Genomic DNA, 21,395 nt, shown 5'->3' with positions numbered 1-21,395 from the left:
TCATAAAAACGGAACTAACGAACAATGCGCATATGTATTCCGCTAAACCAAGCATATACTGGGGCTAGAGGGCATTCAAGCATGCATATGCGGTTTCCTTGCCCCGATGATCCCAGCCAAACAGGAGATCACATGAACAGACGCCAGTTCCTTCAACAGGCAGCAGTCGCTTCACTTGTTTTGCCCGGTGCGGCGCTGTTGCCGCAGCCTTCGCTTGCAGCTACGCTGCCCCCCACGCCGCTTTACCGACAGGCGGGCTACTATTGGTTGCAACTGGGGGATGTCCATGTGGCGGCAATTTCTGATGGCACATTGAACAGCAACGCAAGGCTGATCAGCCCCAAACAGGATCAGGTAGAAGACGCCCTTAAAAAAGCGTATGTGCCCTCGCCCAGACCTACCTCAGTCAACGCCTTTCTTATCCTCGTCCAAAACCGACGCATACTCGTGGACACTGGCTCCGGCAAGCTGCTCGGCCCGACCGTAAATAAGCTTGCCAGCAGCCTTGAGGGGGCCGGATTCAAACCCGGCGATATCACGGATATTCTGCTCACGCACATCCACGGCGACCACTCTGGTGGACTCACGGTGGACGGCAAAAGGGTTTTTCCCACCGCCACCGTGCATGTGAACCGTGTTGAGGCCGAATTCTGGCTCAGTTCGGCCCAGATGGAAAAATCGCCGGAGTATTTCAGGCCCATGTTTGTGAAGGGGCAGGAATCTCTGGCCCCCTACCTCAGCGCAGGCAAGGTGGCACGTTTTGAAGCGGGCCAAATGCTGCTGCCCGGGATATACGCCGTGGCCGCACCGGGGCACACTCCTGGTCACACCTGTTACCTGCTTGAAAGCAACGGTGAAAAATTGCTGTTCTGGGGAGATACGGTTCATGTTGCTGAGGCGCAGCTTCCCCTGCCGGATACGGCCATTGAGTACGACCTTGACCCCGAGGGAGCCGTCAGGCAAAGGCAGCGTCTTTTTGCAGAAGCCGCAGAAAAGGGGCACCTTGTGGCTGGAGCGCACATTTCCTTTCCCGGCATTGGGCACGTGGGCAAGGCGGGCCAGGGGTATCAGTGGTTCCCCATCCCCTATGTCAACGATGCCGTTCAAAGCCCTGCAAAATAACAATGCTCTTCTCTCGCCAGCCACACACCAGCCTCACACCCCGCAGCTTGTGTTTGCCCGCGTAAACGCCTTGGGTGATCCCGCGAGGGATTGCCCAAGGTGGAATGGGGCCAACACTGTCAAAATTGCCGCGCTCCCCAATTATTGGATATCCTTAACAGCACAAACTTACTAAAAAATTTAATACTGGCCGGAAATTTGCATACGCTATTGCAGGTTTGCCACACGCATAACCGCACTGCAAGCAAGCGAGGACAGTATGACGCCGACAATCTGGTTGCTGGGACTTTCCGGCAGTGGAAAAACCACCCTTGGTTCACTGCTGCGCCTGTATCTTGACGGGCAGGGATTTGACGTTGAATTCATCGACGCCGACACCTTCTGCCGCAGCAATAGACTGTCCGCCGCTACCCCTGAGGATCGCGTGCGCAATACCGATATCCTGCGCGATTACGCGCTGAGCATGCAGGCGCAGGGCAAAGTATGCGTGGTCGCAGCCGCCACCCCATACGAGAGCATGCGCCAGAGCAACCGGGCCATGCTGCCCATGTACCGCGAGGTATGGGTGCGCTGCTCGCTGCAAGCTTTGGTGCAGCGCGATGCCAAGGGCTTGTATGCCAAGGCTGAACGCGGCGACCTTTCGACCCTGGATTCAGTTTTTGACGCTTTTGACGAACCCCGCAGCCCCCACTGCATCATTGATACCGACAGGTATTCGCTAGTGGAATGCTATGAGCAACTACGCGACCTCACGCTGGACGCCCTTGCCCAAGACCGCGAATGGGCAGACACCGGGCGCCGCATGTTGCCGCAGGCTTCGGGGCCGTTTATGAATGCCGCCATAGCCCTTTAACGGGGCGCACCTGACAACCTGCATAGACAGGTTCGGCGAAAGATGCCGCGCAGCACATGCCCAAGGCACGCGTTGCGCGGCATCCTTAATTACCAGTGGCTTGCGCTCTCGACTGCGGAGGCTCACCGCCCCGCTGTGCCGGAGAACTGTTGCGAAATGAACGCAGCGTAGTCGTCCGTCATGCCGGACACAAAATCCAGCACCCGCAGATAGGCCATATACAGGCTGTCTTCCCTGCTCGGGGCATTGGCCCCCATGAGCGTAAGGGCGCGTGTTTCCTGATAGCTCATGGCATTGCCCTTGGTGAAGTTGAAGCAGGCAGGAATGAACACATCGAGCAGTCGCCGGTAGAGCGTGTAGGTGCCGATTTCCAGCGCCGTCTTCTGCGGGTTGTTCATTATCTTGCTGTTAAAAACCCGCCCCGCCTCACGCATGAACCCGGCCACATCCTCGCGGGCGTGGTTCAGCAGGCAGCCATCAAGCCGCCCTTCCATGATGGCTTCGTAATTGTCCATGAACGTCTGCGTGATGGACGGAATCATGCGGCCCATGGCCGTGGTGCGCAGCATGCTGGTGCGTCTACGGTCGGAATCCATGGAATCAAGGCGCGGATCGTCCAGACAGTTCACATCCAGCAGGGGCGTCATGGCGGCCTTAAAATCGGCATAGGTGATGATGCGCAGCTCCCGCGCGTCTTCCATGTCGATAATGCGGTAGCAGATGTCATCCGCCGCTTCCAAAAGATACGAAAGCGGATGTCTGCGCCAGCCAGCGCCTTCCGCCAGCCCCATCGCGCCGAAGATCTCGGCGAAAAGGTCCCGTTCCGCCGTATAGAAATTGAACTTGCTCTTGCCCACGCCCTGCGCTTCATAGGCCGAGCGCGGGTACTTCACCAGAGCCGCAATGACAGGGAATGTCAGGCGAAAGCCGCCCCTGTCCTTGTTGTTTTCAAGCGCGTTGATAACGCGGAAGCCCTGGGCGTTGCCGTCAAAAGCCGTAAAATCGGCCCACTCTGCGGGCAGCAGATTTTTGAAATACTGCTCTTTGTTGGCGGAATCCTTGAACCAGTCGCGGATGGCCTCCTCGCCCGCATGCCCAAAGGGCGGGTTGCCGATGTCGTGCGCCAGGCAGGCGGCCTGAATGATCTGGCCCAAGTGGTCAGGTGTGCAGCCCTCGGGCAGGTCGCCGCGCTGCCGCAAGGCATCGCCCACGCCAAGGCCAAGGGATCGCCCCACGCAGCTCACCTCAAGCGAATGGGTAAGGCGGTTGTGAATATGGTCGTTGCGCACCAGCGGGTGCACCTGGGTTTTTCTTGCCAGCCTGCGGAAGGAGCTGGAAAAGATGATCCGGTCATAATCCACCAAAAAGGGATTACGCACCGCGTCCAGCGTGTCGAGCTTCATGCCCGCGCCGGTTTTGCGGTTGGGGGCCAGCAGTTGCGCCCACTGCTCTTTGAATGTGCTCATAATGCCTCCTCCCCTGCATGTACGGCATGCGCGCCAGTGCCGCAAGCGCGGGCGTCGGATGCTTTTCTTTTGTTCCCGCCCTTGCTAGGCTTGCACGACGTTTTAAAAACCGATGCCCTACGGGGAAACCAAACCGTGCAGCAAGGCCAGATCATGACGAATTCGCTTTTTGATATGTCCCTCTCCGCCCATCTGGAGCTTTTTGGCGCGCTACAGACCATGCGCCCCGCCGTGGAAGCGGCGGCAGAGAGGCTGGGCGCGGCCCTTGGGGCAGGCGGCAAAGTGCTTATTGCCGGCAATGGCGGCTCGGCGGCGGACGCCCAGCACTTTGCGGCAGAGCTTGTGGGGCGCTTTCAGTGCAACCGCAAGGCGCTGGCCTGCATCGCCCTGACCACGGACACGTCAAACCTCACGGCCATCGGCAACGACTACGGCTTCAACGATGTTTTCTCCCGTCAGGTAGAGGCCCTTGCCCGCCCCGGCGATGTTTTCGTGGGCATTTCCACCTCCGGCAATTCGGCCAACATCATCGCCGCCGTCAACGAGGCCCGCGCTCAGGGCATTGCCACTATCGCCCTGCTGGGGCGCGATGGCGGCAAGCTGGAATCCCTGGCCGACATGGCTGTTATTGTGCCCCACGATGTCACGGCCCGCATTCAGGAGGCCCATATCTTCATTCTGCACCACTGGGCCGACGTGCTTGAACGCGCCGTGACGCAAAAATAGGCCCGACCGCAAAATCTGCGCACGGCAGGATTACACCAAGCCCTTTCCGGCCAGTCATCCCAGGGCATGAGCCTTGGGCAAACGCCCCCAACGAGGTTAGCCATGGATCAGCAGAACGTAGCCCAGTTCCTTGTTTCATGCCTCAGGGCCGAGGGAGTTAAGTACGTCTTCGGCATCCCCGGTGAGGAAAACATCAAATTTGTGCGGGCTGTGGCCGCCTCCGGCGACATCCGCTTTATTCTTGCCCGGCATGAGCAGGGCGCATCCCTGATGGCCGATATTTATGGCCGCCTGACAGGCAAGGCGGGCGTGTGCGCCGCCACTCTCGGACCGGGAGCCATCAACCTGTTGCTGGGCGCGGCTGACGCGCAGACCAATTCAAGCCCTCTGGTGGCCATTTCCGCCCAGGTGGGGCTGAAGCGCATCTACAAGGAATCACACCAGATTGTTGACCTTGTAGGCATGTTCAAGCCCGTTACCAAGTGGGCGGATACGGTGCTGACGCCCCAGGCCGTGCCCGAAATGGTGCGCAATGCCTTTCAGGTAGCGCAGGAGGAGCGCCCCGGCGCGACCTACCTTGCTATTCCCGAAGACGTGGAAGCGGCCCCCATGCCCGAGGCCGTGCCCCTCAAGGCGGCACCCTGCGCCAAGGCCATACCCTCGCCCGCTGCGGTGGCGGAAGCCGCAGCCTTGCTGCGCTGCGCACGCAAGCCCGTTATCATGGCCGGGCACGGCGTGGCCCGCACAGGCAATGCCGCAGTGCTGGCCGCCTTTGCCGAGCGCTACAAAATCCCAGTGGCGACCACATTCATGGGCAAGGGCGTTATCAGCGACCGCAGCCCGCAGTCGCTGGGCGTCATTGGCTTCATGCGGCACGACTACGAAAACTGCGCCTTCGATCAGGCGGACGTGATTCTTTCCATTGGCTACGAATTGCAGGAATTCACGCCCATGCGCATCAATCCCCATTCAAACAAGCGCATCATCCACATCAACACATTCATGCCCGATGTGGACGCCCACTATATTCCCGAGATCAGCATCATGGCCGATGTGGGCCTTGCCCTGGCCTCTCTGGCCAAGGAGCTTGGGGTGGAACCTCTGCTTTCAGCCGGACGCGGGGCGAGAATCCGCGAACTGGTGGAGGCTGAACTTGCCAAGGGCCGTGAGAGCGACGACTTCCCCCTCAAGCCGCAGCGCATCGTGAGCGACATTCGCGCTGCAATGGACGATGAAGATATTGTGCTGGCCGACACCGGGGCCATAAAAATGTGGATGGCGCGACTCTACCCCACCTATGCGCCCTTAACCTGCATTGTTTCCAACGGCCTTTCCACAATGGCCTTTTCCCTGCCGGGAGCCATCGGCGCGCATCTGGCCTGCCCCGAGCGCAAGGTGCTGGCCGTGATGGGCGATGGCAGCTTTTTGATGAATTCGCAGGAGATGGAAACCGCTGTCCGCGAGAATATTCCGCTCAAGATACTGATCTGGGTGGATGACAGCTACGGGCTCATCAAGTGGAAGATGGACATGGAATCCGGCTCGCACGACTGCGTGGACTTTGGAAATCCCGACTTTGTGACCTATGCCGAAAGCTTTGGCGCCAAGGGTTACCGCATTGAAAGCGCCGCCGAACTTTTGCCCACCTTGCAAAAGGCTCTGGACGAACCCGGCGTGTCGCTGGTGGCCTGCCCTGTGGACTACAGCGAGAACATGGCGCTTATCAATAGCTTGGGTGAGTTGACGCCTGCGCTGTGTGCGCTTGATGAGTTGTAGCGAATTGATATTCTTTTAACGGAGCGGCTGCATCCTTGCTGGATGTGGCCGCTTTGTTGTTTCTTTTGCGATATCCGGTTATTTTTTTCTGCTCTTCGGGCTTGTTATTCCGCCGTCCGGCGAAGTTTGGGACGCCTGCGCGGCGCGCGATTTCGCCTCCCCGGCGTGGGGCAAAGGGGGCCAAGGAGGGGCGCAGCCCCTAACAGGCCCCCTTTGCCCCACGCCGGAGCACCCCCTAAGAAACGTTTTCAATTTCCGTCAGATAACGAGGGCAACGCGTCTCCTGCTGCGGGAGCTTCCTTCTCTCGCCTCGCTCGCTCAGGTGATCTCCCTCCGCGCCGCGTAAATGCCAGAAGATGCTTTCGCTTTGAATGTAAGTCCGCTTCAGCCCAATACCTCTGTAATATTTGCGATTAATGGGCGTGCTTTGTGACCTCGCGCTTACCCTGATGCATATTGCCGCCAGAATTATCGGGAACTGCAGCGTAAAAATTCGATTCCCATGATGCATCCCATGACGCATAAGCAATAACCAAGCGCATTCGGGCACAGAAGCAGGTCACTTGTGCGTCAAAAATTTCAGCCGCCATAAGAAGCTGGTCGTGGAGTCACCTTCCTTAAACTCGCCGGAGCAGCGCGGAGGCGATGGCTGGTGTTGGGCGAATTTGCAAAATACGCGTTTTGCGGTCTGAAAAGGAAGCGCCGGGATTTTGAGCGCAGCGTACTCAAGTACGTGAGCATCAAAATCCCGGCGCTGACGCATTCAGGGCGTAAAAGTCGGGTTTGCGTAAATCTGCCTGACAGGCTCCCCCCCCCTCACCTGTTTTTGCCTTTTCTCTCCTGGTCTTTCGCGCCTTTCACCCGGCACTCAATCAAAAGCAGGTCGTGAAGTCCCCTTCCTTAGACTCGCCGAAGCAAGGCGGAGGCGATGGCTGGTGTTGAGTGAATTTGCAAAATACGCATTTTTCCTTGTCAGGCCAAAAAAGTCGGGTTGGCGTAAATGCGCTCGACAGGCTCGCCCCCTGCCACCAAGCCCTTTTCCGCCTTCCTGCCTTTCTTCCCTCTTCTACTCGCCAATGCCCTCATACAGGGCAGACGACAGATACCTCTCGCCCGCATCAGGCAGAATAACCACAATGGTCTTGCCCTCAAATTCAGGCAAGTCCGCCAGCCGCGCCGCCGCCGCTGCCGCCGCGCCAGAAGAAATACCGGCAAGAATGCCCTCTTCACGCGCCAGCCTGCGGGCAAATTCAATGGCTTCGTCGTTGCCCACAGTCTCCACCCGGTCCAGCAGGCTGACATCCAGCGTTTCAGGAATAAAACCAGCACCAATGCCCTGAATCTTGTGCGGGCCGGGTTGCAGGGGTTTGCCCGCCAGATGCTGACTGATGACCGGGCTCGCCTCAGGCTCCACAGCCACGGAAACAATGTTCTTGCCCCGCACCTGCTTAAGATAGCGCGAAATACCCGTAATTGTGCCGCCTGTGCCCACGCCCGCCACAATGGCATCGACCTGCCCATCTGTGTCGTTCCAGATTTCCGGGCCGGTTGTGGCTTCGTGTATGGCCGGATTAGCCGGATTTTTGAACTGCTGCGGCATAAAATACGCGCCGGGGTTGGCAGCCACCAGTTCTTCGGCCTTTCTTATGGCCCCGGGCATGCCCTCCGCACCGGGCGTCAGCACCAGCTTGGCCCCCAGCATGGCCACCACGCGGCGGCGCTCGAGACTCATGGTCTCGGGCATGGTGAGCGTAAGTTCATAGCCCTTGGCAGCGGCCACATAGGCCAGGGCAATGCCCGTATTGCCGCTGGTGGGCTCCACAATGCCCACGCCGGGGCGTAGCAGGCCACGGCTCTCGGCATCGGCAATCATGGCCGCACCAATGCGGCATTTGACGGAATAGGAGGGGTTGCGGCCTTCAATCTTGGCCAGCACTATGGCCTTGGGGGCGACCACGCGGTTAAGCCGCACCAGAGGAGTATTGCCGATGGAAAGGGGATTATTCTGATAAATTCTGGACATATGCGTTCTCCTTGCCCGCCTTGGCGATGCTGTGTGCAATCCAGATTGTATGGTTCAGCCGTGTCGGGCGGGAATGACACCTCTGGCCCGGCATTAAATACATTAACTCGACTGATTAAGTGATAATAATAGAACTCCTGAAAGGCAAGGCCTGATGCAAAAATATTTCTGCCCGCCCGGAAGAGGCGAAGGCAAACTCGTATCAAATGCTGAAATCGGGGATAGCGGCTGCCTGAGCGTCCACAAGATCCTGAAGCGTGGTGCCGCCGTATACGCTTTCCAATGCCTGCCGCGCCCGCTGCCACAAAGGCATGAACACGCAGTCCGGCCCAAGGGAACACTTGCGCACAGGGCTGTCGCCCTCGCAGTCAAAAGGATGCACCGGACCGTCCAGAAAGCGGATAACCTCGAGCGTGGTGATCTGGCTGGCAGACCGGGCCAGCATAAAGCCGCCAGCTTTGCCGCGTCGGCTGTCCACAAAACCGCCGCGCCTGAGCTGGTTGAGAATGTTCTCAAGAAAACGCGGGGGAATGGCCTGCGCCTCGGCAATCTCCTGAATGCGCGTGGGGGCGCTGCCTGTGCGCCGGGCAAGCTCAAAGAGGGCGCGCAAACCGTATTGGCATTTAAGTGAAACGCTCATGGGTAATCCTTGCGGAAAAAGGCGGTGCAACCGCAGGAAAAAATCAGCCGAAGCTTACGGTCTCGCCGGGGGCCATTTCCACACAGCGGCAGGACAGATGCAGGTTTTCAAGCTCAGCCCTGAACCCTGCTGCGCTCTGCGCCAGCACAGGGAACGTTCCCCAATGCATGGGAATGGCAGCCTTGCAGCGCAGCAGCTTGCAGGCCAGAGCTGCCTGACGCGCATCCATGGTAAACACGCCGCCCACGGGCAGCAGAGCCACGTCTATGCTGTAGAGCTGACCCCACAGCTCCATGCCGCTGAAAATACAGGTGTCGCCCGCATGGTATACGGTGAGTCCATCGGGCATCCGCACAATATAGCCCGCCGGAGCGCCCGAATCGCTGGAATGGTAGGCCTGCGTCATGGTCATGCTCACGCCCTGGTGGGTCAGGGTGCCGCCCATGTTAAAGCCAATGCCGTTGAGAATCTGCTCTTGGGGCACACCTGCTTCGGCCAGCTTGCCCGCCGTGCCCACAATGGCTCCCAGCTGCGCCCCTGTGCGGCGGCACAGGGAAACGGCATCGCCCACATGGTCGCCGTGGTCGTGGGTTACCAGCACAATATCCACATCCCCAGCTGCGCTGGAAGATACCCCCGCAGAAGGAGCAAAAAAGGGATCAACAATCACCTGCGCGTCAGGCGCGCTGATTTTGAATGCCGAGTGTCCAAACCAGGTTATGTCGCTCATGCTGCCTCCAGCGTAAGACTTTAACAATTTAAAAAAATACGTGCCTTTAAGGAACGGAAGACGGCAAATGGAGGAGGAGCGGCGTGGTGCCGCTTTTTGCTTGCGCTATGCCTGGCCTGTCCAGCGGGCAAGACTATGTGCAAGCCCCACCTGGTCAAAGATACGGGCACAGAACTGCTCCAGCAGTTCCTCCACGCCCGCAGGCCGCAGATAAAAACAGGGAGAAAACGGCATGATCACCGCGCCAGCCTCGCGCAGGGTCAGCAGGTTGCGCAGATGTATGGCAGAAAGCGGGCTTTCGCGCGTGATCATCACCAGAGGCAAGCGCTCCTTCAGCGCCACATCCGCAGCCCGGTGTACAAGATTGCGCGTGGCTCCGCTGGCGATGGCCCCGACTGTTCCCATGGAGCACGGCACAAGCAGCATGGCTGCTGGTTCGCTGCCGCGCCGCCACCACGAGCCGCTGGCCGGGCCTGCGCCCAAATCTTCTGCGGCATATACGGTATGCGCCAGCGCCGTGAGCAGATCGGCATCCGCGCCGCATTCCGCCCGCAGCACGGCCCGTGCGCCATCGGAGACCACGCAGTGGGTGCGCACATCGGGCATGGCCGCCAGCAGCCGCATGAGGCACAGGGCCAGGGGCATGCCGCTGGCCCCGCTCACCCCAACAAGAATATCACGCATGCATTCTCCGCATAAAATATCACCGAGCAATTGCCCCTGAATCTGATTTTTACCGCACATTGCAGCGGCGCGCAAACCCGCCCCACCCAGTGTGCCTGCGGGAAAGAGGGCGCGAGTTGGTAGCCAGTCGGTTCAGCCCTACGCCTTGACAGTCGCCAGTACAAAGCATATCAGAAATGTTCTTATGCGCTCGTAGCTCAGTTGGATAGAGCGTTGGCCTCCGGAGCCAAAGGCCGTGAGTTCGAATCTCGCCGGGCGCACCATCAAGAATTCAAGCGGTTAGCTGTAAAAAGCTGACCGCTTTTTGTATCTTTTCTTCTCCACGCCTTTCCTTCAGCGCGGTTCTTGCAAGTCGCGTTTTTGTATAATTTATGGCCCCATTGAACCATTCATTTATCTATAGTATTCAACGCGTCACGTTCAAATACTTTAAGCGGGAGACGCATGCGCCACTTATCTTTTATTATAATTATACTATTGATATTGTGTGGATGCACAAAACGACTGACAGATTTTGGTCCGCCTGAATTCGGAACTATGGAGCGCGGTGAAACTGTATATATTGTACCGGATAGTGGAATACTTCATGGCGATGACCGGAGAGAAGGCTACGGTATGCCTGTAGATAGCACACGATACCCTGATATTGAAGTTCAGTTAGCGAAAATGTTCCAGAAATCCTTTAGCCCATTTACAAGGCAGGCCATTATCAGTGATCGACACGAGCAGTGGTACAAAGCCAATGAATTGGCCAAGGCCAACAATGCGCGTTATATAGTATACCTATATTTACAAACCGCACAGACTTCACGTCTTAATGAAAAAGATCCGCAACGATATATGATAGTTACCATCAATGTCATGGATTTAAAAATTTCTTCTTTGCCGCGATCCATATCTGTGCGCTTTGAATTGGGTGTTATTAATCCCCAGGATGTCACCACGATGTTATGGAAAGATTTTCAGCCAGCGTTTCGCAAGATTGCGAAACTCTTATTCGAAGGAGAACCCTGCTCACGCATAATTCTGTGACCAGAGGATTGGTATGGGGGCTGCTTTTGTAGTCAGAAACATGGCCGCAGTGATGCAGGATTGATTTGTGACGGTGCTACAGCCGCCCTGCGTGAAATGTTTTCTCGCCACTCCTGCCATTTTTTGATGCTGCGCTTACGCGCCGTACATTATCGGCACGGCAAATTCTTACCTTCATGGCAAAGCCGCCCATTTTGCACGCGTCTGGCGCATGGTCGTATCAGGCTGCGGCACCCCTCACCCGAGCCTGCTGACCACCGCCTCGAGTCTTGCCCGAACCCTGGTTTCCATTTCCAGCTTTTGCTGCAATTCAGCAATGGCGGTCTCGGCTTTTTCAATGGTGCCGCACAGCCCGCCGAGCAGCGAAAACGCGCAGCCCTCAAGAAACTCAGCATTTTCTACTGTTCCCGCATAGGGGCTGCCGCCAAGGCGTTGCCAACGGGCATAGTCCCGCTGCCATTCAGGAAAGCAGGTGGCGGTGAGGCCGTCATTCCACAGTTTGTACGCTCCAAAGGCATGAACCACAGGCGCAAAGGCCGCCGCTGGATTACGTGGATGCGCGTTGAAGCCCTGTGGTAGCTGAAAAACGCTCTGTGGATACTGCCGCAGCAGCATCTGCGCCAACAGGTTAAAGGCCGCCTGATCAGGGTAACGCAACTTCGCGCCGTGCCGACACACAAATTCCAGGCAGCCCTGACGCAGGGCCTCCGGCGCTGGCAAATCATTGCGGAATACGATGACGCCCGAATTCAGGTTGTCAGCGCCTCCGTCAAATCCCTCAATAGCTTCGTGCAGATTGATCCGCGCTGGCTTGGCCCCCGGAGGGTCAGAAAACTCAGGATCTTCCAGCGCCAGCCCCAGAGGGCCGCAATCAAAGAGGCCTTCCAGACTATCCTGAACCAGCACGTCCGCATCAAGCCATACAATAGACGTATAGCGTTGCAGCAGGTCAAAGCAGTCAAATTTGGCCAGACTGAGCGGCGAAAAGACCTCCAGCGCCTCAGCCGTCAGCTCTGCAGGAACAGGAGTAAAGGGCACAAGCTGCGCACCAAGGCTTTGCAGTATCGCGGCATCGGTTTCCAGCAGTGATTCATCGCAAAAAACGATGATGTCGGCCTCCATCCCCGGATTATGCCGCCGAAGCGCCAGCAGTACCGTGCCCGCGGCAAAGGCCCAGTTGCCGGTTACGCCTGTGACCACCGCGCGGGGGAACCTCACGTCAATGCGGCCTTCAAATGCATCATGCATGGCTGGCTCCTGATGTCGCTTGTACAGCCCGCAGGCTGCCTCAATGTCCCCGGCACAAGACCGGAAAAAGCCCGTTTCGGACGGGGTAGTCTGGTTACCCCGGCCTGAAACGGGCCAACAATGCTATATCCGTCAGTCTCTCCTACCGCGAGGCAGCAAAAATGGCGACAATATCGGGCGGCAACAGTTTTTTTACGCTGCCAATGTGGGTTTTGCCCACAAGAGCCTTCTCGGCCATTTCGGCAATCTGCGCATCAGTAGGCGCGAGATTCAGCTCTTTCAGCGAGGTGGGCATGTGCAGCGAGCGGAAAAACCGCTCCATGGCCTCAATGCCCCGCAGGCCCGTGATGGTTTCCGTTTCCGCCGGGGCAATGCCCATGACCCGTTCTGCAAACAGGGCAAAGCGGTCAGGCCGCAGGGGCAGCACATGGCGCGCCCAGCTGCCCCATATGGCAGACAGCCCCGCACCGTGAGCCACGTCAAACATGCCGCTCAGCTCGTGTTCAATCATGTGAGTGGCCCAGTCGCCGCCGTCAGAACCGCAGCCGGTCAGTCCGTTGTGCGAAAGGCTGCCAGCCCACATGACTTCGGCTCTGGAGTCGTAGTTGGCCGGATCATCGCGCAGCACGGCGGCATGGTGCATGACCACGCGCATGAGGCCCTCACCGATGCTGTCCGTTATATCCATGTTCGAGCCGTGCCCGAAGTAGCGTTCCATGGTGTGCATGAGAATATCCACGCATCCGCAGGCCGTCTGAAAGGGCGGCAGCGACATGGTCAGCTCCGGATTCATAACGGCAAAGGCCGGACGGGCCATATCCGTCTTGAAGCTGCGCTTGAAGCCGTTTTCCTCGTTGGTCACAACGGTCGAACTGCTCATCTCGCTGCCCGCGGCGGCGATGGTCACAACGCAGCCAATGGGCAGGCATGCGTCCGGCTTGCGTTTGCCCATGTAATAATCCCACACGTCCCCCTCGTTGGCTGCGCCGTATGCAATGGCCTTGGCCGAGTCGATAACGCTGCCGCCGCCCACCGCCAGTACAAAATCCACCTGTTCTCTGCGCGCCAGTTCAATACCCTCGCGGATCAACGAAAGCCGAGGGTTGGGCACTACACCGCCAAGGGTGACAAAGGACAGACCTTCAGCCTCGAGAGAGGTCTTGATCCTGTCCACAAGGCCCGAGCGCAGGGCGCTCTGCCCGCCAAAGTGTATAAGCACCTTGCGGCATTTGCAGGCTTTGGCGAGTGCGCCGGTCTGCTGCTCTGTATTTTTGCCGAAAACAACCCTGGTGGGCGTGTAGTACGTAAAATCGTGCATGGTGACCTCCTGACTGTAAAAAACGCGCGGGCGACCAAAGCGCCGGGCCAGGGCGTAAGCATCAGATATTTTCTGCCAGCGCCGCGAGCGAAAGTGTGCGCAAGAGCCTGCCTGTCTGATCCGCCTGTGCTGCATCCGCCGAGGCTTCGCGCAGAATGCGCGCCATAAAAACAAGCATATGGCGTTGCATATATTCATCGTGCCCATAACAGGCTGTCCAGGCCTGCCAGAGGGTATCAAGCCAGCGTAGCGCTGCTCCCGGCTCTGTAAGCCCGCCATAGATCAGCCCTGCGTGCAGTGCCGCCTGTGCGCTTGCCGCCCGGATACCCAGCGGAGGAAACACATGCCCAAGCAGAGCGCGCATATGCCACTGGCGGGCATGGGCTGCTGGCGTATAACGATAGTGCAGCAGCGGCTCTTGCAAATTGACCGCCTGCAATCCGGCCTTGAGCAGGGCATCGGCCCAAAAGCCCATGTCCTCGGCCCTTGCAAGCGCCGCGTCATAGCGTAAGCCAAAGGCGCGCACCGCGTCCAGCCGCACCATGACGCAGCAGTTGGGCACGGGGACCCCAAAGAGCGCGGCCGCGCGGGCGGCATCCGGCTGTTCTGGAAAGAGTTCAAGCGCGCTGGACTGCCCGAAGTACTGGATGCCCGCACCGCAGATGTGGATGTCTGGCTTGGCCTCAAGGCAGGCATGCTGGGCCTGAAGCCTGCGGGGCATGGCTATGTCGTCCGCGTCCATCCAGGCCAGATACCTGCCGCGCGCACGGCCAATGGCCATATTGCGCGCCGTGGCCCGCCCCTTGTTGGCAGGCAGGCGCTCAACGCGAACCCTCTTGTCGGCGCAGGATTGCGCGACGGCAAGTGTATTGTCTGTGGAGCCATCGTCCACCACCAGCAGCTCAAAGTCTTCAAAGCTCTGGGCCAGGATGGAGTTTATCGCTTCAAGCAGGTGGGCGGCGGCATTATAGGCGGGCATTGCCACAGTGATTTCTGGCGTGGGCGAACTCACAGGCGTTCCCCCCTCACCTGCCTGTACATGGCGGCCACATCATCGCGCCCCGAGCCAAATATGGGTTCCGGTCTGCCGAGCGCAGGCTGTCTGCGGCAATAATCCGGCGCTGTTTCCATCATCCGGGCTGTGCGGGCAAAAACGTTGGTGGTTTCCAGTATCCAGTTGCGGCACTGGGCAAGCTCTGCTTGCCGGGCCTCCCACAAACGGCTCTTGATGGCAGACAGAATACTCTGCACACAGGCTTCCAGATCGCCAAGCGGCAAGGGCACAAATCCGGGTGCGGGGCAAACAGCGCCAAGGTTGGGTGCTCCAAGATAGAGCGGCAGCGCCCAGCCGAGCCAGGCATCAGACAGTTTTTCTGTCCAGAAGTTGTCCAGGTAGTTGTTCTCAAGCACCACATGATACTTATAGGGCGCAATGGCCGACATTTTGTCATCCACGGGGTTGAATTCGCGCCCGTACACATGCAGCGCGTCCCCCAGCCTCTCTTTGAGCATACGTACCAGTGCAAGTCGTGCGCGCTGTGCCGACGTTGCCGTCTTGGTGGAACATACTACGGAAATCAAGCCTGTTTTTTCTGGCATAGGAAATGTGCGCAATTCGTTAAGACTGCAGAATTTACTTATGTTTTTTCCTGATGAGCGTTCGACGCCGTAGTGCCAGCTCAGACAGGGGTTGCTGATGACCATGCTGCGCCGCTCGACACCGCGCAAGTCATAAGGAGACACCACCGTGCCGAACTGGCCGAGGTAGGAACGGGGATATTTTTTGATTTCAGGCGGCTCGGTGACAAAGAGGATGCGCCGTTCACGGGGCACTGTGGTGCTGAAACCCGCAGGGGCTTCGTCAAAAACCACGAGCCATGCGCTGGAAGTTTCTGCCGAAGTGGGAAGCGAGGAAAAGGAGCGGGTGGCTGGCGGGGCCAGCACAAATTGCACACGGCCCATAGCGCCGTTGCCGTCTTCTGTCTGCCGCATCCAGGGCCAGGCCTCGGGGATGGTGGCAAAATAGCACAACAGGGTCGAACTTTCAGCCACAAAAGCCTCGCAATGACAAGGCCCCGGCCCGCTTTTTTCTGGTCAGAGGCCGGTTAGCAACACCCTTTGCTCAGGACGCATCGGCAACGGATGTTGAAAATCACTTTAATGCTCAACTGCGTAGATATTGCGGAACACAACGCCATTTTCCTGGCTTCGCACTTCAAGAATGACCTGGGAGTTGGTGAGGCTCATGGGGTGCTCGGCAGAAGCAACCATGACGGCGCGCTTGAACCGACTGATACGAAAACTGCCCACATCTTCGGGCTCAAAGCGCAGGGAATATTTTTTGCCATCGGCTGTCAGCAATGTGCCGCTAACTACACCCGAAAGTATCTTCTGGTTGTCGGCATTGCGCAAATCCAGTGCGACGCGCAGTTTGCCGCCCCGTATTTCACGTACTTGCACATTCCCTACCTTGACGTAATCAAGGTCAATGGAGGGAAAGTCCTCATGCCCCGGCCCTTCGGTGGTGCGGGCCGCATCGCTGGCCCCGCCCTGAGGCTTTTCGGCCGCAGCCCCGCCAGTAATTGCGGGGCCTTCACCAGGTGCCTCCGCAGCTGCGCCGCCGGTGCTGAGTCTGCGCAGCACAAGCTCCCGGCCTGGAATATTTTCTTCGCGCAACAGTTCTTCAAGGTGTTCCAGGCGCTCCGCATTGGCCTGCGCCGTCTGCGAATCGCTTTCAAAGCGCAGCACATTGTCCCGCAACTGCACGTTTTGCTGCCACAAAGTCCAGCACAGCCAGCCCAGAACAGCGCACGCAACAGGCAGGCAGGCCATAACCCCAAGGGCCGCCACAAACCGCCCCCTGCGCACTCGATAGCTGTGCCTGGGGCCGTTATCCCGCATCAGGATTATGCTGAGATTTTCGCGGTACTTCAAACGGTCCTCACGAACTTTGGCGTTTGAAATTTCGGGATGGCCGCACACAACACCTTGTTATGATACCTCGCCATAAAACCGGGCAAACGGTTTGACCAGCCTCTGCCCCCTGTCCAATGTGGCAAAACGGCAGAAGTCCCTATTGACCGGCCTCTCCAATGGGCGCAACAGGCGCGCCAAGGGGTGCCCAGTCTTCGCGGGCGATACGCCAGCCCTTGCCGTCAAAGCGCAGCAAAAGGGTCTTGGTGCCCCGGTCAGTGTGACCGGAGCTGTCGGCGTAAACCTGATTCATGTCGGCGCGCAGGCCCTGCTTGTCAGCCACCAGCCGCAGGCCCGTGATCTGAACCAAAGTGGGCTGCACACGCTGCCAGAGCAGTTCCTTCTGCTTCTGAATGTTCTTTGCGCCCCAACGCCCCTGCTGGATGGCATCGTCCGCATAGTATTCAATGTACTCGTCCAGACGTCCAGCTTCCCAGGCCTTGCGCCATTTTTCAACCATAGCGCTGGCGGCATCGCTGACCTGATCCAGATAATCCGCTGCAAGGCCAAGTTCTTCTGGCTTGAACTGCGAAGCAACAATGCGGAAATCGCCCTTGTCGTCCCGGCTCCACCAGAAGGAACGCACCCCCTGCTCCATGCCGTTGGGGGCCACTACAAGCTGTTCGCAATGGCTCACAGCCAGTGAACCCTGGATCTCCAACGTGGGCTTGCGGCTTATAAGACGCAGCCACGGCACCGCAAAGCGGCGATCAAATTCGCGCATGGTCGAATTGTAGGAATATCCCCGAGGGGTTCCGGCTTCGCGGTTGTACTTGGCCTGATCGTAAAGAGAGGCGATGTTGGTCGAACGCGCGGAAAAATCCGCATTCCAGGCCTGTACGGCCTTTTCCAGAGCGGCGCGAACTTCCGGTGTGAGGGTCAGCTGCTGGGCTGCCGCTGCCACGGGAGCGTTGGCTTGTGCCGGAGCTGCGATGGGAGCCTGAACAGATGTCGGTGCAGGCAAGTTAACAGCCTGCTGGGCTTCTGCGGACTTTACCGCCTGATCGGCAGGCTTGACTGGTGCGGCCTTGGGGGCGGATTCTACCACGCTGCGGGCCGCTTCTTCCATTGCCGGGCGCGCGCCCCAGTTTACTTCTGCCGGGGGTGTTGCACTGCTGCGGCGGGGCACCAGGGGATCATTGACCGCCATGAGCTTGTCGCCCTGACCAGCCCTGGCGGTAGCGGCTTTGTCCTGCGAAGGCTGCGGCGCGGCGAGGGCCGTGGCCTCCGTCTTTTCAGGCGCGGCCTCTGGCATATCCAGCCGGGGGCGCTGCGGCGCTTCGGAAGAAGCATCGCTGACCTGCTGCAAAGGCGCTTCGGCCACAAGCTGGCCTTTCTGGAAATCGGCGCGCATACCCAGATCGCGCGGTGTCCATTCCATTCCAACAATACGGAACTTCTGGTCGTTACCGCGCTGCCAGTACAAACGGCGCACACCTTCTGTGGAAAGATTGGATGCCGTATAGAGCTGCTCTGACCAGGTCACCCAATACCCCGGCCCTTCCAGCACATTGATCTTGCGATTGAAAATCTTGATGAACTGGAGCGACTTGAACAGACGCTCCTTGTTCTGCCGAAAGGCCGTAAAATTTTCCGTCATAGCCTTGGAATAGGCATCGGGATTATAGTAATCAAACATCTTGACCGAACGGGAGGCCCAGGCGGTGCTCCAGTTCTGCATCAGGCGGCGCAGTTCGTTGGCGGTGCTGCTGTCGGGCCGGGGCTGGGCGGTCTCGTCCATATTTTCGGCCAGAACCACTGCCGTACCGGGCGTCAGCTGCGGCCCGACCTCGTCGATTTCCTTAAGGCCAATGGCCACGCAGCCACGTGTGGAAAGCGGTTCAATGCCAAAACCCTTGCTGTGAATCCAGATGCCGTGGCCGGTTTTGCCGCGCAGACGATCCACGGGGTTGGGATAATTCAGGGTATAGGCAATGCCGCCGTATTCCTTGAAATCCAGCCCGCTGGCAATTTTGTATTCCACAAAGTAGATGCCTTCGGGCGTGCGCAGATCGTTGAGCGCCTGCTTGTCGCCGGGCAACTGGCCTGTTGTGCAGGGAAAGGTGTATTTGAGCTTGAGGGGGCTTTTCTTCTCAAAAAACATGAAGGTCTGGCGTTTTTTGTCCACAGCCACCAAATGCGTAGGAAGCCCCTCGTTGTACAGAGAGGCTTGCCATTCTTCGGCCTGCGCCAGATGTGGAGCGGCGAGGGGACAACCAATGCCAAAGACCATCAGCAGCCCCGAGGCCATGCATCTGACAAGGCAATTGGCCAGACAATTGACCAAAGGCCTGACAATGGAACTGGCCGCAGAACCCATCAAGCATTGCGTCAATGCCAGGGGCAAGGCGCGCGGGCCGGTGGGGATCTTAACGCGCAAGGTCCACCAATTCCGCACGGGTAAAGAGCGCAAGCAGGTCATATCCCGCCTCACGGAGCTTTTCCCGGCCACCTTCCTCCCGATCCAGAATGGCGCAAACCGCCACAATGGACAGGCCAGCATCAGCAATACGATCGCAGGCCTTCAGCAGAGAACCGCCGGTGGTAACAACGTCTTCAAGCATTGCCACGCGGTCGCCCGCGCAGAAATTGCCCAGCCCTTCAACAAACTGCCCTGTGCCGTGCCCTTTGGCTTCCTTGCGGACCAAAAGGCCGTTCAACGGTCTGCCCTGTTCGTGAGAGATGACCGTGGTGGCTGCAACCAGAGGGTCAGCACCCATGGTCATGCCGCCGACGCCCTTGATGTCCATCTCGCGGAGCATGTGGTTGAACAGGGTTCCAATAAGCCACGATCCTTCGGCGTGGAGCGCCGTGACGCGGCAATCAAAATAATAATCGCTTCTGCGGCCTGATGCCAGCACAAAATCTCCCTCGCGGTATGATTTTTCTACCAGCAGGCGGGCAAGGCGGCGCTTGAGCGCCAGCAGTTCTTCAGAAGAAAGAGTTTGCATGACAGATCCTTACGCCTTGTTGGCCGCAGCGTTCTTGAACACCCGGGCAAAAATTTCGTCTTCGTGTTGCAGGTAGTACGAAGGGTCAAAAAGCTCGGCCAGCGCAGCTGCGCCCAGCCGCCCGCTCATGTCGGCATCGTTGCGCACCAGATCGGGGAAGGCCGTACGGCTTTCCCAGCTCTGCATGGCAAGGCGCTGCACGGCTTCATAAGCCTGCTGACGCGGAAGCCCGGTGGCAATAAGAGCCGTCAGCACACGCTGCGAAAAATACAGGCCGTAAGAACGCTCCATATTTTCACGCATGCGCTCGGGCTTGACCACCAGACCTTCAAGCAGCTTGGTGAGGCGGGTCAGCACGTAGTCGGCCAGAATGGTGGAATCGGGCATGATTACCCGCTCCACTGAAGAATGGCTGATGTCGCGCTCATGCCACAGGGCCTGATTTTCCAGCGAGGCAAGAGCGTTGGTGCGCAAAAGGCGCGAAAGACCGCTCATGTTTTCTGCCGAAATGGGGTTCTTTTTGTGCGGCATGGCCGACGAACCCTTCTGCCCCTTGGCAAAGCCTTCTTCCACCTCAAGCACTTCCGTGCGTTGCAGGTGGCGCAATTCAACGCACAGGCGCTCTACGCCGCCAGCCAGCACGGCAAGCGAGGTGAAGAAGTGGGCGTAACGGTCGCGCTGAATGATCTGGGTGGAGTGCGGATCAACCTCAAGCTCAAGATAGCTCAGGGCGCGCTGCTCAAGCTCGGGCGACAAAAATGCATAGGTGCCCACCGCGCCAGAAATTTTGCCCACGCGCACGCTTTCAATCCCGGCCTCAACCCGGGCAAGGTGCCGCTCAAACTCGGCGTAGAATCCGGCCATTTTGAGCCCAAAGCTGGTGGGTTCCGCGTGGATGCCGTGGGTGCGGCCCATGCACAGCACACCCTTGTGACGGCGGGCCAGACTTTCAATGGCGGTCAGGAGCTCGCGGATGTCCTTGAGGATCAGACGCCCGGCCTGCATGAGCAGAAGGGCGTTGGCCGTATCCACGATATCGGAGGAGGTACAGCCCAGATGGATGTAGCGCGCGTCTTCCGCGCCAACTTTTTCTTCAAGCGAGGTCAAAAAAGCGATGACGTCGTGGCGGGTCACTTCTTCGATAGCCAGGATGCGGTCCACATCAATGGAAGCCTTGGCCTGAATATTTTCCACCGCGGCGGCAGGGATGCGGCCCATGTCGCTCCAGGCCCGGCAAACGGCAACTTCCACATCAAGCCATGCCTGATAGCGGTTCTCAAGGGTCCAGATACGGCCCATTTCCTGACGGGTGTAGCGATCAATCATGGCTGCCTCATGAAGCCGAGCTGGCGGCTTTGGTGGGTGCCGACGCTGCGGACCCTGTGGTTGGCGTAGGGGCGGAGGCCGCCTTGGCGGCGCTGTTTCCAGAATCGGATGCAGATGCGGAGGCTTTTTCGCCTGCCGTACCGCTGGAAGCGGGGGCAGAGGAACCGCCGGAGGTGCCGGAGGAGGCCGTTGAGCCGCCCTCTTCCGTGACGCCCTTGCGGTAGCCGTAGTCGCTCACATACCAGCCGCCGCCCTTGAGGACGAACGATGTGTGCGACATGATGCGGGGCGAAGGCTCACCGCACTGGGGGCAGGGTTCCTGCCCGTGGGATTCCGATGCCTTGACCCATTCCTCAAACGTATGCTGACACTTGGGGCACTGATATTCGTAGATAGGCATGGTAACACTAAAAAGGCCATGACACGGCATGCTGCCGCGCTGACCGCTGCTGCTTGTTTGCGCCCCGCGCGGCTGCCAAGAGGCAGCCGGGCCGAGCACCATATGTGACGGCGCGTCAATTCGCAGC

At 58.6% G+C, this 21,395-nt stretch carries 19 protein-coding genes and 1 tRNA gene; 6 read left to right on the top strand and 14 right to left on the bottom strand.

The window, feature by feature from the left end; all coding sequences use genetic code 11:
• Positions 1-132: 132 nt before the first annotated feature.
• On the top strand, positions 133-1,122 hold the full coding sequence (locus ACUZ9P_RS05080) for an MBL fold metallo-hydrolase (RefSeq protein ID WP_449248890.1): 990 nt from the start codon (positions 133-135) through the stop codon (positions 1,120-1,122).
• A 259-nt stretch (positions 1,123-1,381) separates the two neighbouring features.
• Positions 1,382-1,975 (top strand): adenylyl-sulfate kinase, encoded by a 594-nt coding sequence (locus ACUZ9P_RS05075; protein WP_449248889.1) that lies wholly within the window; start codon positions 1,382-1,384, stop codon positions 1,973-1,975.
• A 122-nt stretch (positions 1,976-2,097) separates the two neighbouring features.
• On the opposite strand, the gene ACUZ9P_RS05070 is transcribed toward ACUZ9P_RS05075, so the two are convergent.
• Positions 2,098-3,441 (bottom strand): deoxyguanosinetriphosphate triphosphohydrolase, encoded by a 1,344-nt coding sequence (locus tag ACUZ9P_RS05070; RefSeq protein WP_449248888.1) that lies wholly within the window; start codon positions 3,439-3,441, stop codon positions 2,098-2,100.
• A gap of 153 nt (positions 3,442-3,594) precedes the next feature.
• Here ACUZ9P_RS05070 and gmhA point away from each other — a divergent pair, with 153 nt between their 5' ends.
• Positions 3,595-4,167 (top strand): D-sedoheptulose 7-phosphate isomerase, encoded by a 573-nt coding sequence (gmhA, locus tag ACUZ9P_RS05065; protein ID WP_298997946.1) that lies wholly within the window; start codon positions 3,595-3,597, stop codon positions 4,165-4,167.
• Positions 4,168-4,269: 102 nt separating this feature from the next.
• Positions 4,270-5,943 (top strand): acetolactate synthase large subunit, encoded by a 1,674-nt coding sequence (locus ACUZ9P_RS05060; protein WP_449248887.1) that lies wholly within the window; start codon positions 4,270-4,272, stop codon positions 5,941-5,943.
• Between the two features lie 1,066 nt (positions 5,944-7,009).
• Here ACUZ9P_RS05060 and cysK read toward each other — a convergent pair.
• The 4 genes from cysK to ACUZ9P_RS05040 all read right to left on the bottom strand — a co-directional run bounded on the left by cysK (position 7,010) and on the right by ACUZ9P_RS05040 (position 10,020).
• Complete coding sequence (gene cysK, locus ACUZ9P_RS05055; protein ID WP_449248886.1) at positions 7,010-7,966, bottom strand: cysteine synthase A; 957 nt, start codon at positions 7,964-7,966, stop codon at positions 7,010-7,012.
• 202 nt (positions 7,967-8,168) lie between these two features.
• A complete protein-coding gene (locus ACUZ9P_RS05050) occupies positions 8,169-8,606 on the bottom strand; it encodes an RrF2 family transcriptional regulator (RefSeq protein ID WP_449248885.1) in 438 nt (145 codons plus the stop codon).
• A gap of 43 nt (positions 8,607-8,649) precedes the next feature.
• A complete protein-coding gene (locus ACUZ9P_RS05045) occupies positions 8,650-9,336 on the bottom strand; it encodes a metal-dependent hydrolase (RefSeq protein ID WP_449248884.1) in 687 nt (228 codons plus the stop codon).
• A gap of 105 nt (positions 9,337-9,441) precedes the next feature.
• Positions 9,442-10,020, bottom strand: coding sequence for a UbiX family flavin prenyltransferase (locus ACUZ9P_RS05040; RefSeq protein WP_449248883.1), 579 nt, complete (start codon positions 10,018-10,020; stop codon positions 9,442-9,444).
• 186 nt (positions 10,021-10,206) lie between these two features.
• Here ACUZ9P_RS05040 and ACUZ9P_RS05035 point away from each other — a divergent pair.
• Together ACUZ9P_RS05035 and ACUZ9P_RS05030 are read left to right on the top strand one after the other, a co-directional pair.
• Positions 10,207-10,283: transfer RNA gene (locus ACUZ9P_RS05035), tRNA-Arg, on the top strand.
• A gap of 181 nt (positions 10,284-10,464) precedes the next feature.
• Positions 10,465-11,052 (top strand): hypothetical protein, encoded by a 588-nt coding sequence (locus ACUZ9P_RS05030; RefSeq protein ID WP_449248882.1) that lies wholly within the window; start codon positions 10,465-10,467, stop codon positions 11,050-11,052.
• 237 nt (positions 11,053-11,289) lie between these two features.
• Here ACUZ9P_RS05030 and ACUZ9P_RS05025 read toward each other — a convergent pair whose 3' ends face one another.
• From ACUZ9P_RS05025 to ACUZ9P_RS04985, 9 genes are all read right to left on the bottom strand, one after another.
• Complete coding sequence (locus tag ACUZ9P_RS05025; protein WP_449248881.1) at positions 11,290-12,300, bottom strand: glycosyltransferase family 8 protein; 1,011 nt, start codon at positions 12,298-12,300, stop codon at positions 11,290-11,292.
• A 142-nt stretch (positions 12,301-12,442) separates the two neighbouring features.
• On the bottom strand, positions 12,443-13,618 hold the full coding sequence (locus ACUZ9P_RS05020; RefSeq protein ID WP_449248880.1) for an iron-containing alcohol dehydrogenase: 1,176 nt from the start codon (positions 13,616-13,618) through the stop codon (positions 12,443-12,445).
• A gap of 61 nt (positions 13,619-13,679) precedes the next feature.
• On the bottom strand, positions 13,680-14,630 hold the full coding sequence (locus ACUZ9P_RS05015) for a glycosyltransferase family 2 protein (protein WP_449248879.1): 951 nt from the start codon (positions 14,628-14,630) through the stop codon (positions 13,680-13,682).
• Positions 14,627-15,670 carry a glycosyltransferase family 10 domain-containing protein gene (locus ACUZ9P_RS05010; protein WP_449248878.1) on the bottom strand — a complete coding sequence of 348 codons (1,044 nt, stop codon included), beginning with the start codon at positions 15,668-15,670 and terminating at the stop codon, positions 14,627-14,629. Before ACUZ9P_RS05010 ends, ACUZ9P_RS05015 begins: the two co-directional genes overlap by 4 nt.
• Positions 15,671-15,775: 105 nt before the next feature.
• Positions 15,776-16,552, bottom strand: coding sequence for a hypothetical protein (locus ACUZ9P_RS05005; RefSeq protein ID WP_449248877.1), 777 nt, complete (start codon positions 16,550-16,552; stop codon positions 15,776-15,778).
• Positions 16,553-16,691: 139 nt separating this feature from the next.
• Complete coding sequence (locus tag ACUZ9P_RS05000; RefSeq protein WP_449248876.1) at positions 16,692-18,971, bottom strand: L,D-transpeptidase Cds6 family protein; 2,280 nt, start codon at positions 18,969-18,971, stop codon at positions 16,692-16,694.
• Positions 18,961-19,542 (bottom strand): orotate phosphoribosyltransferase, encoded by a 582-nt coding sequence (pyrE, locus tag ACUZ9P_RS04995; protein ID WP_410173094.1) that lies wholly within the window; start codon positions 19,540-19,542, stop codon positions 18,961-18,963. The genes ACUZ9P_RS05000 and pyrE overlap by 11 nt, the downstream gene beginning before the upstream one ends.
• Positions 19,543-19,551: 9 nt before the next feature.
• Positions 19,552-20,868 carry an adenylosuccinate lyase gene (gene purB / locus ACUZ9P_RS04990; protein WP_449248875.1) on the bottom strand — a complete coding sequence of 439 codons (1,317 nt, stop codon included), beginning with the start codon at positions 20,866-20,868 and terminating at the stop codon, positions 19,552-19,554.
• A 7-nt stretch (positions 20,869-20,875) separates the two neighbouring features.
• Complete coding sequence (locus ACUZ9P_RS04985; RefSeq protein ID WP_449248874.1) at positions 20,876-21,268, bottom strand: FmdB family zinc ribbon protein; 393 nt, start codon at positions 21,266-21,268, stop codon at positions 20,876-20,878.
• Positions 21,269-21,395 lie beyond the last annotated feature (127 nt).

This window comes from Desulfovibrio intestinivivus (assembly GCF_053570665.1).
This window is presented reverse-complemented; position numbering and strand designations above follow the sequence as displayed.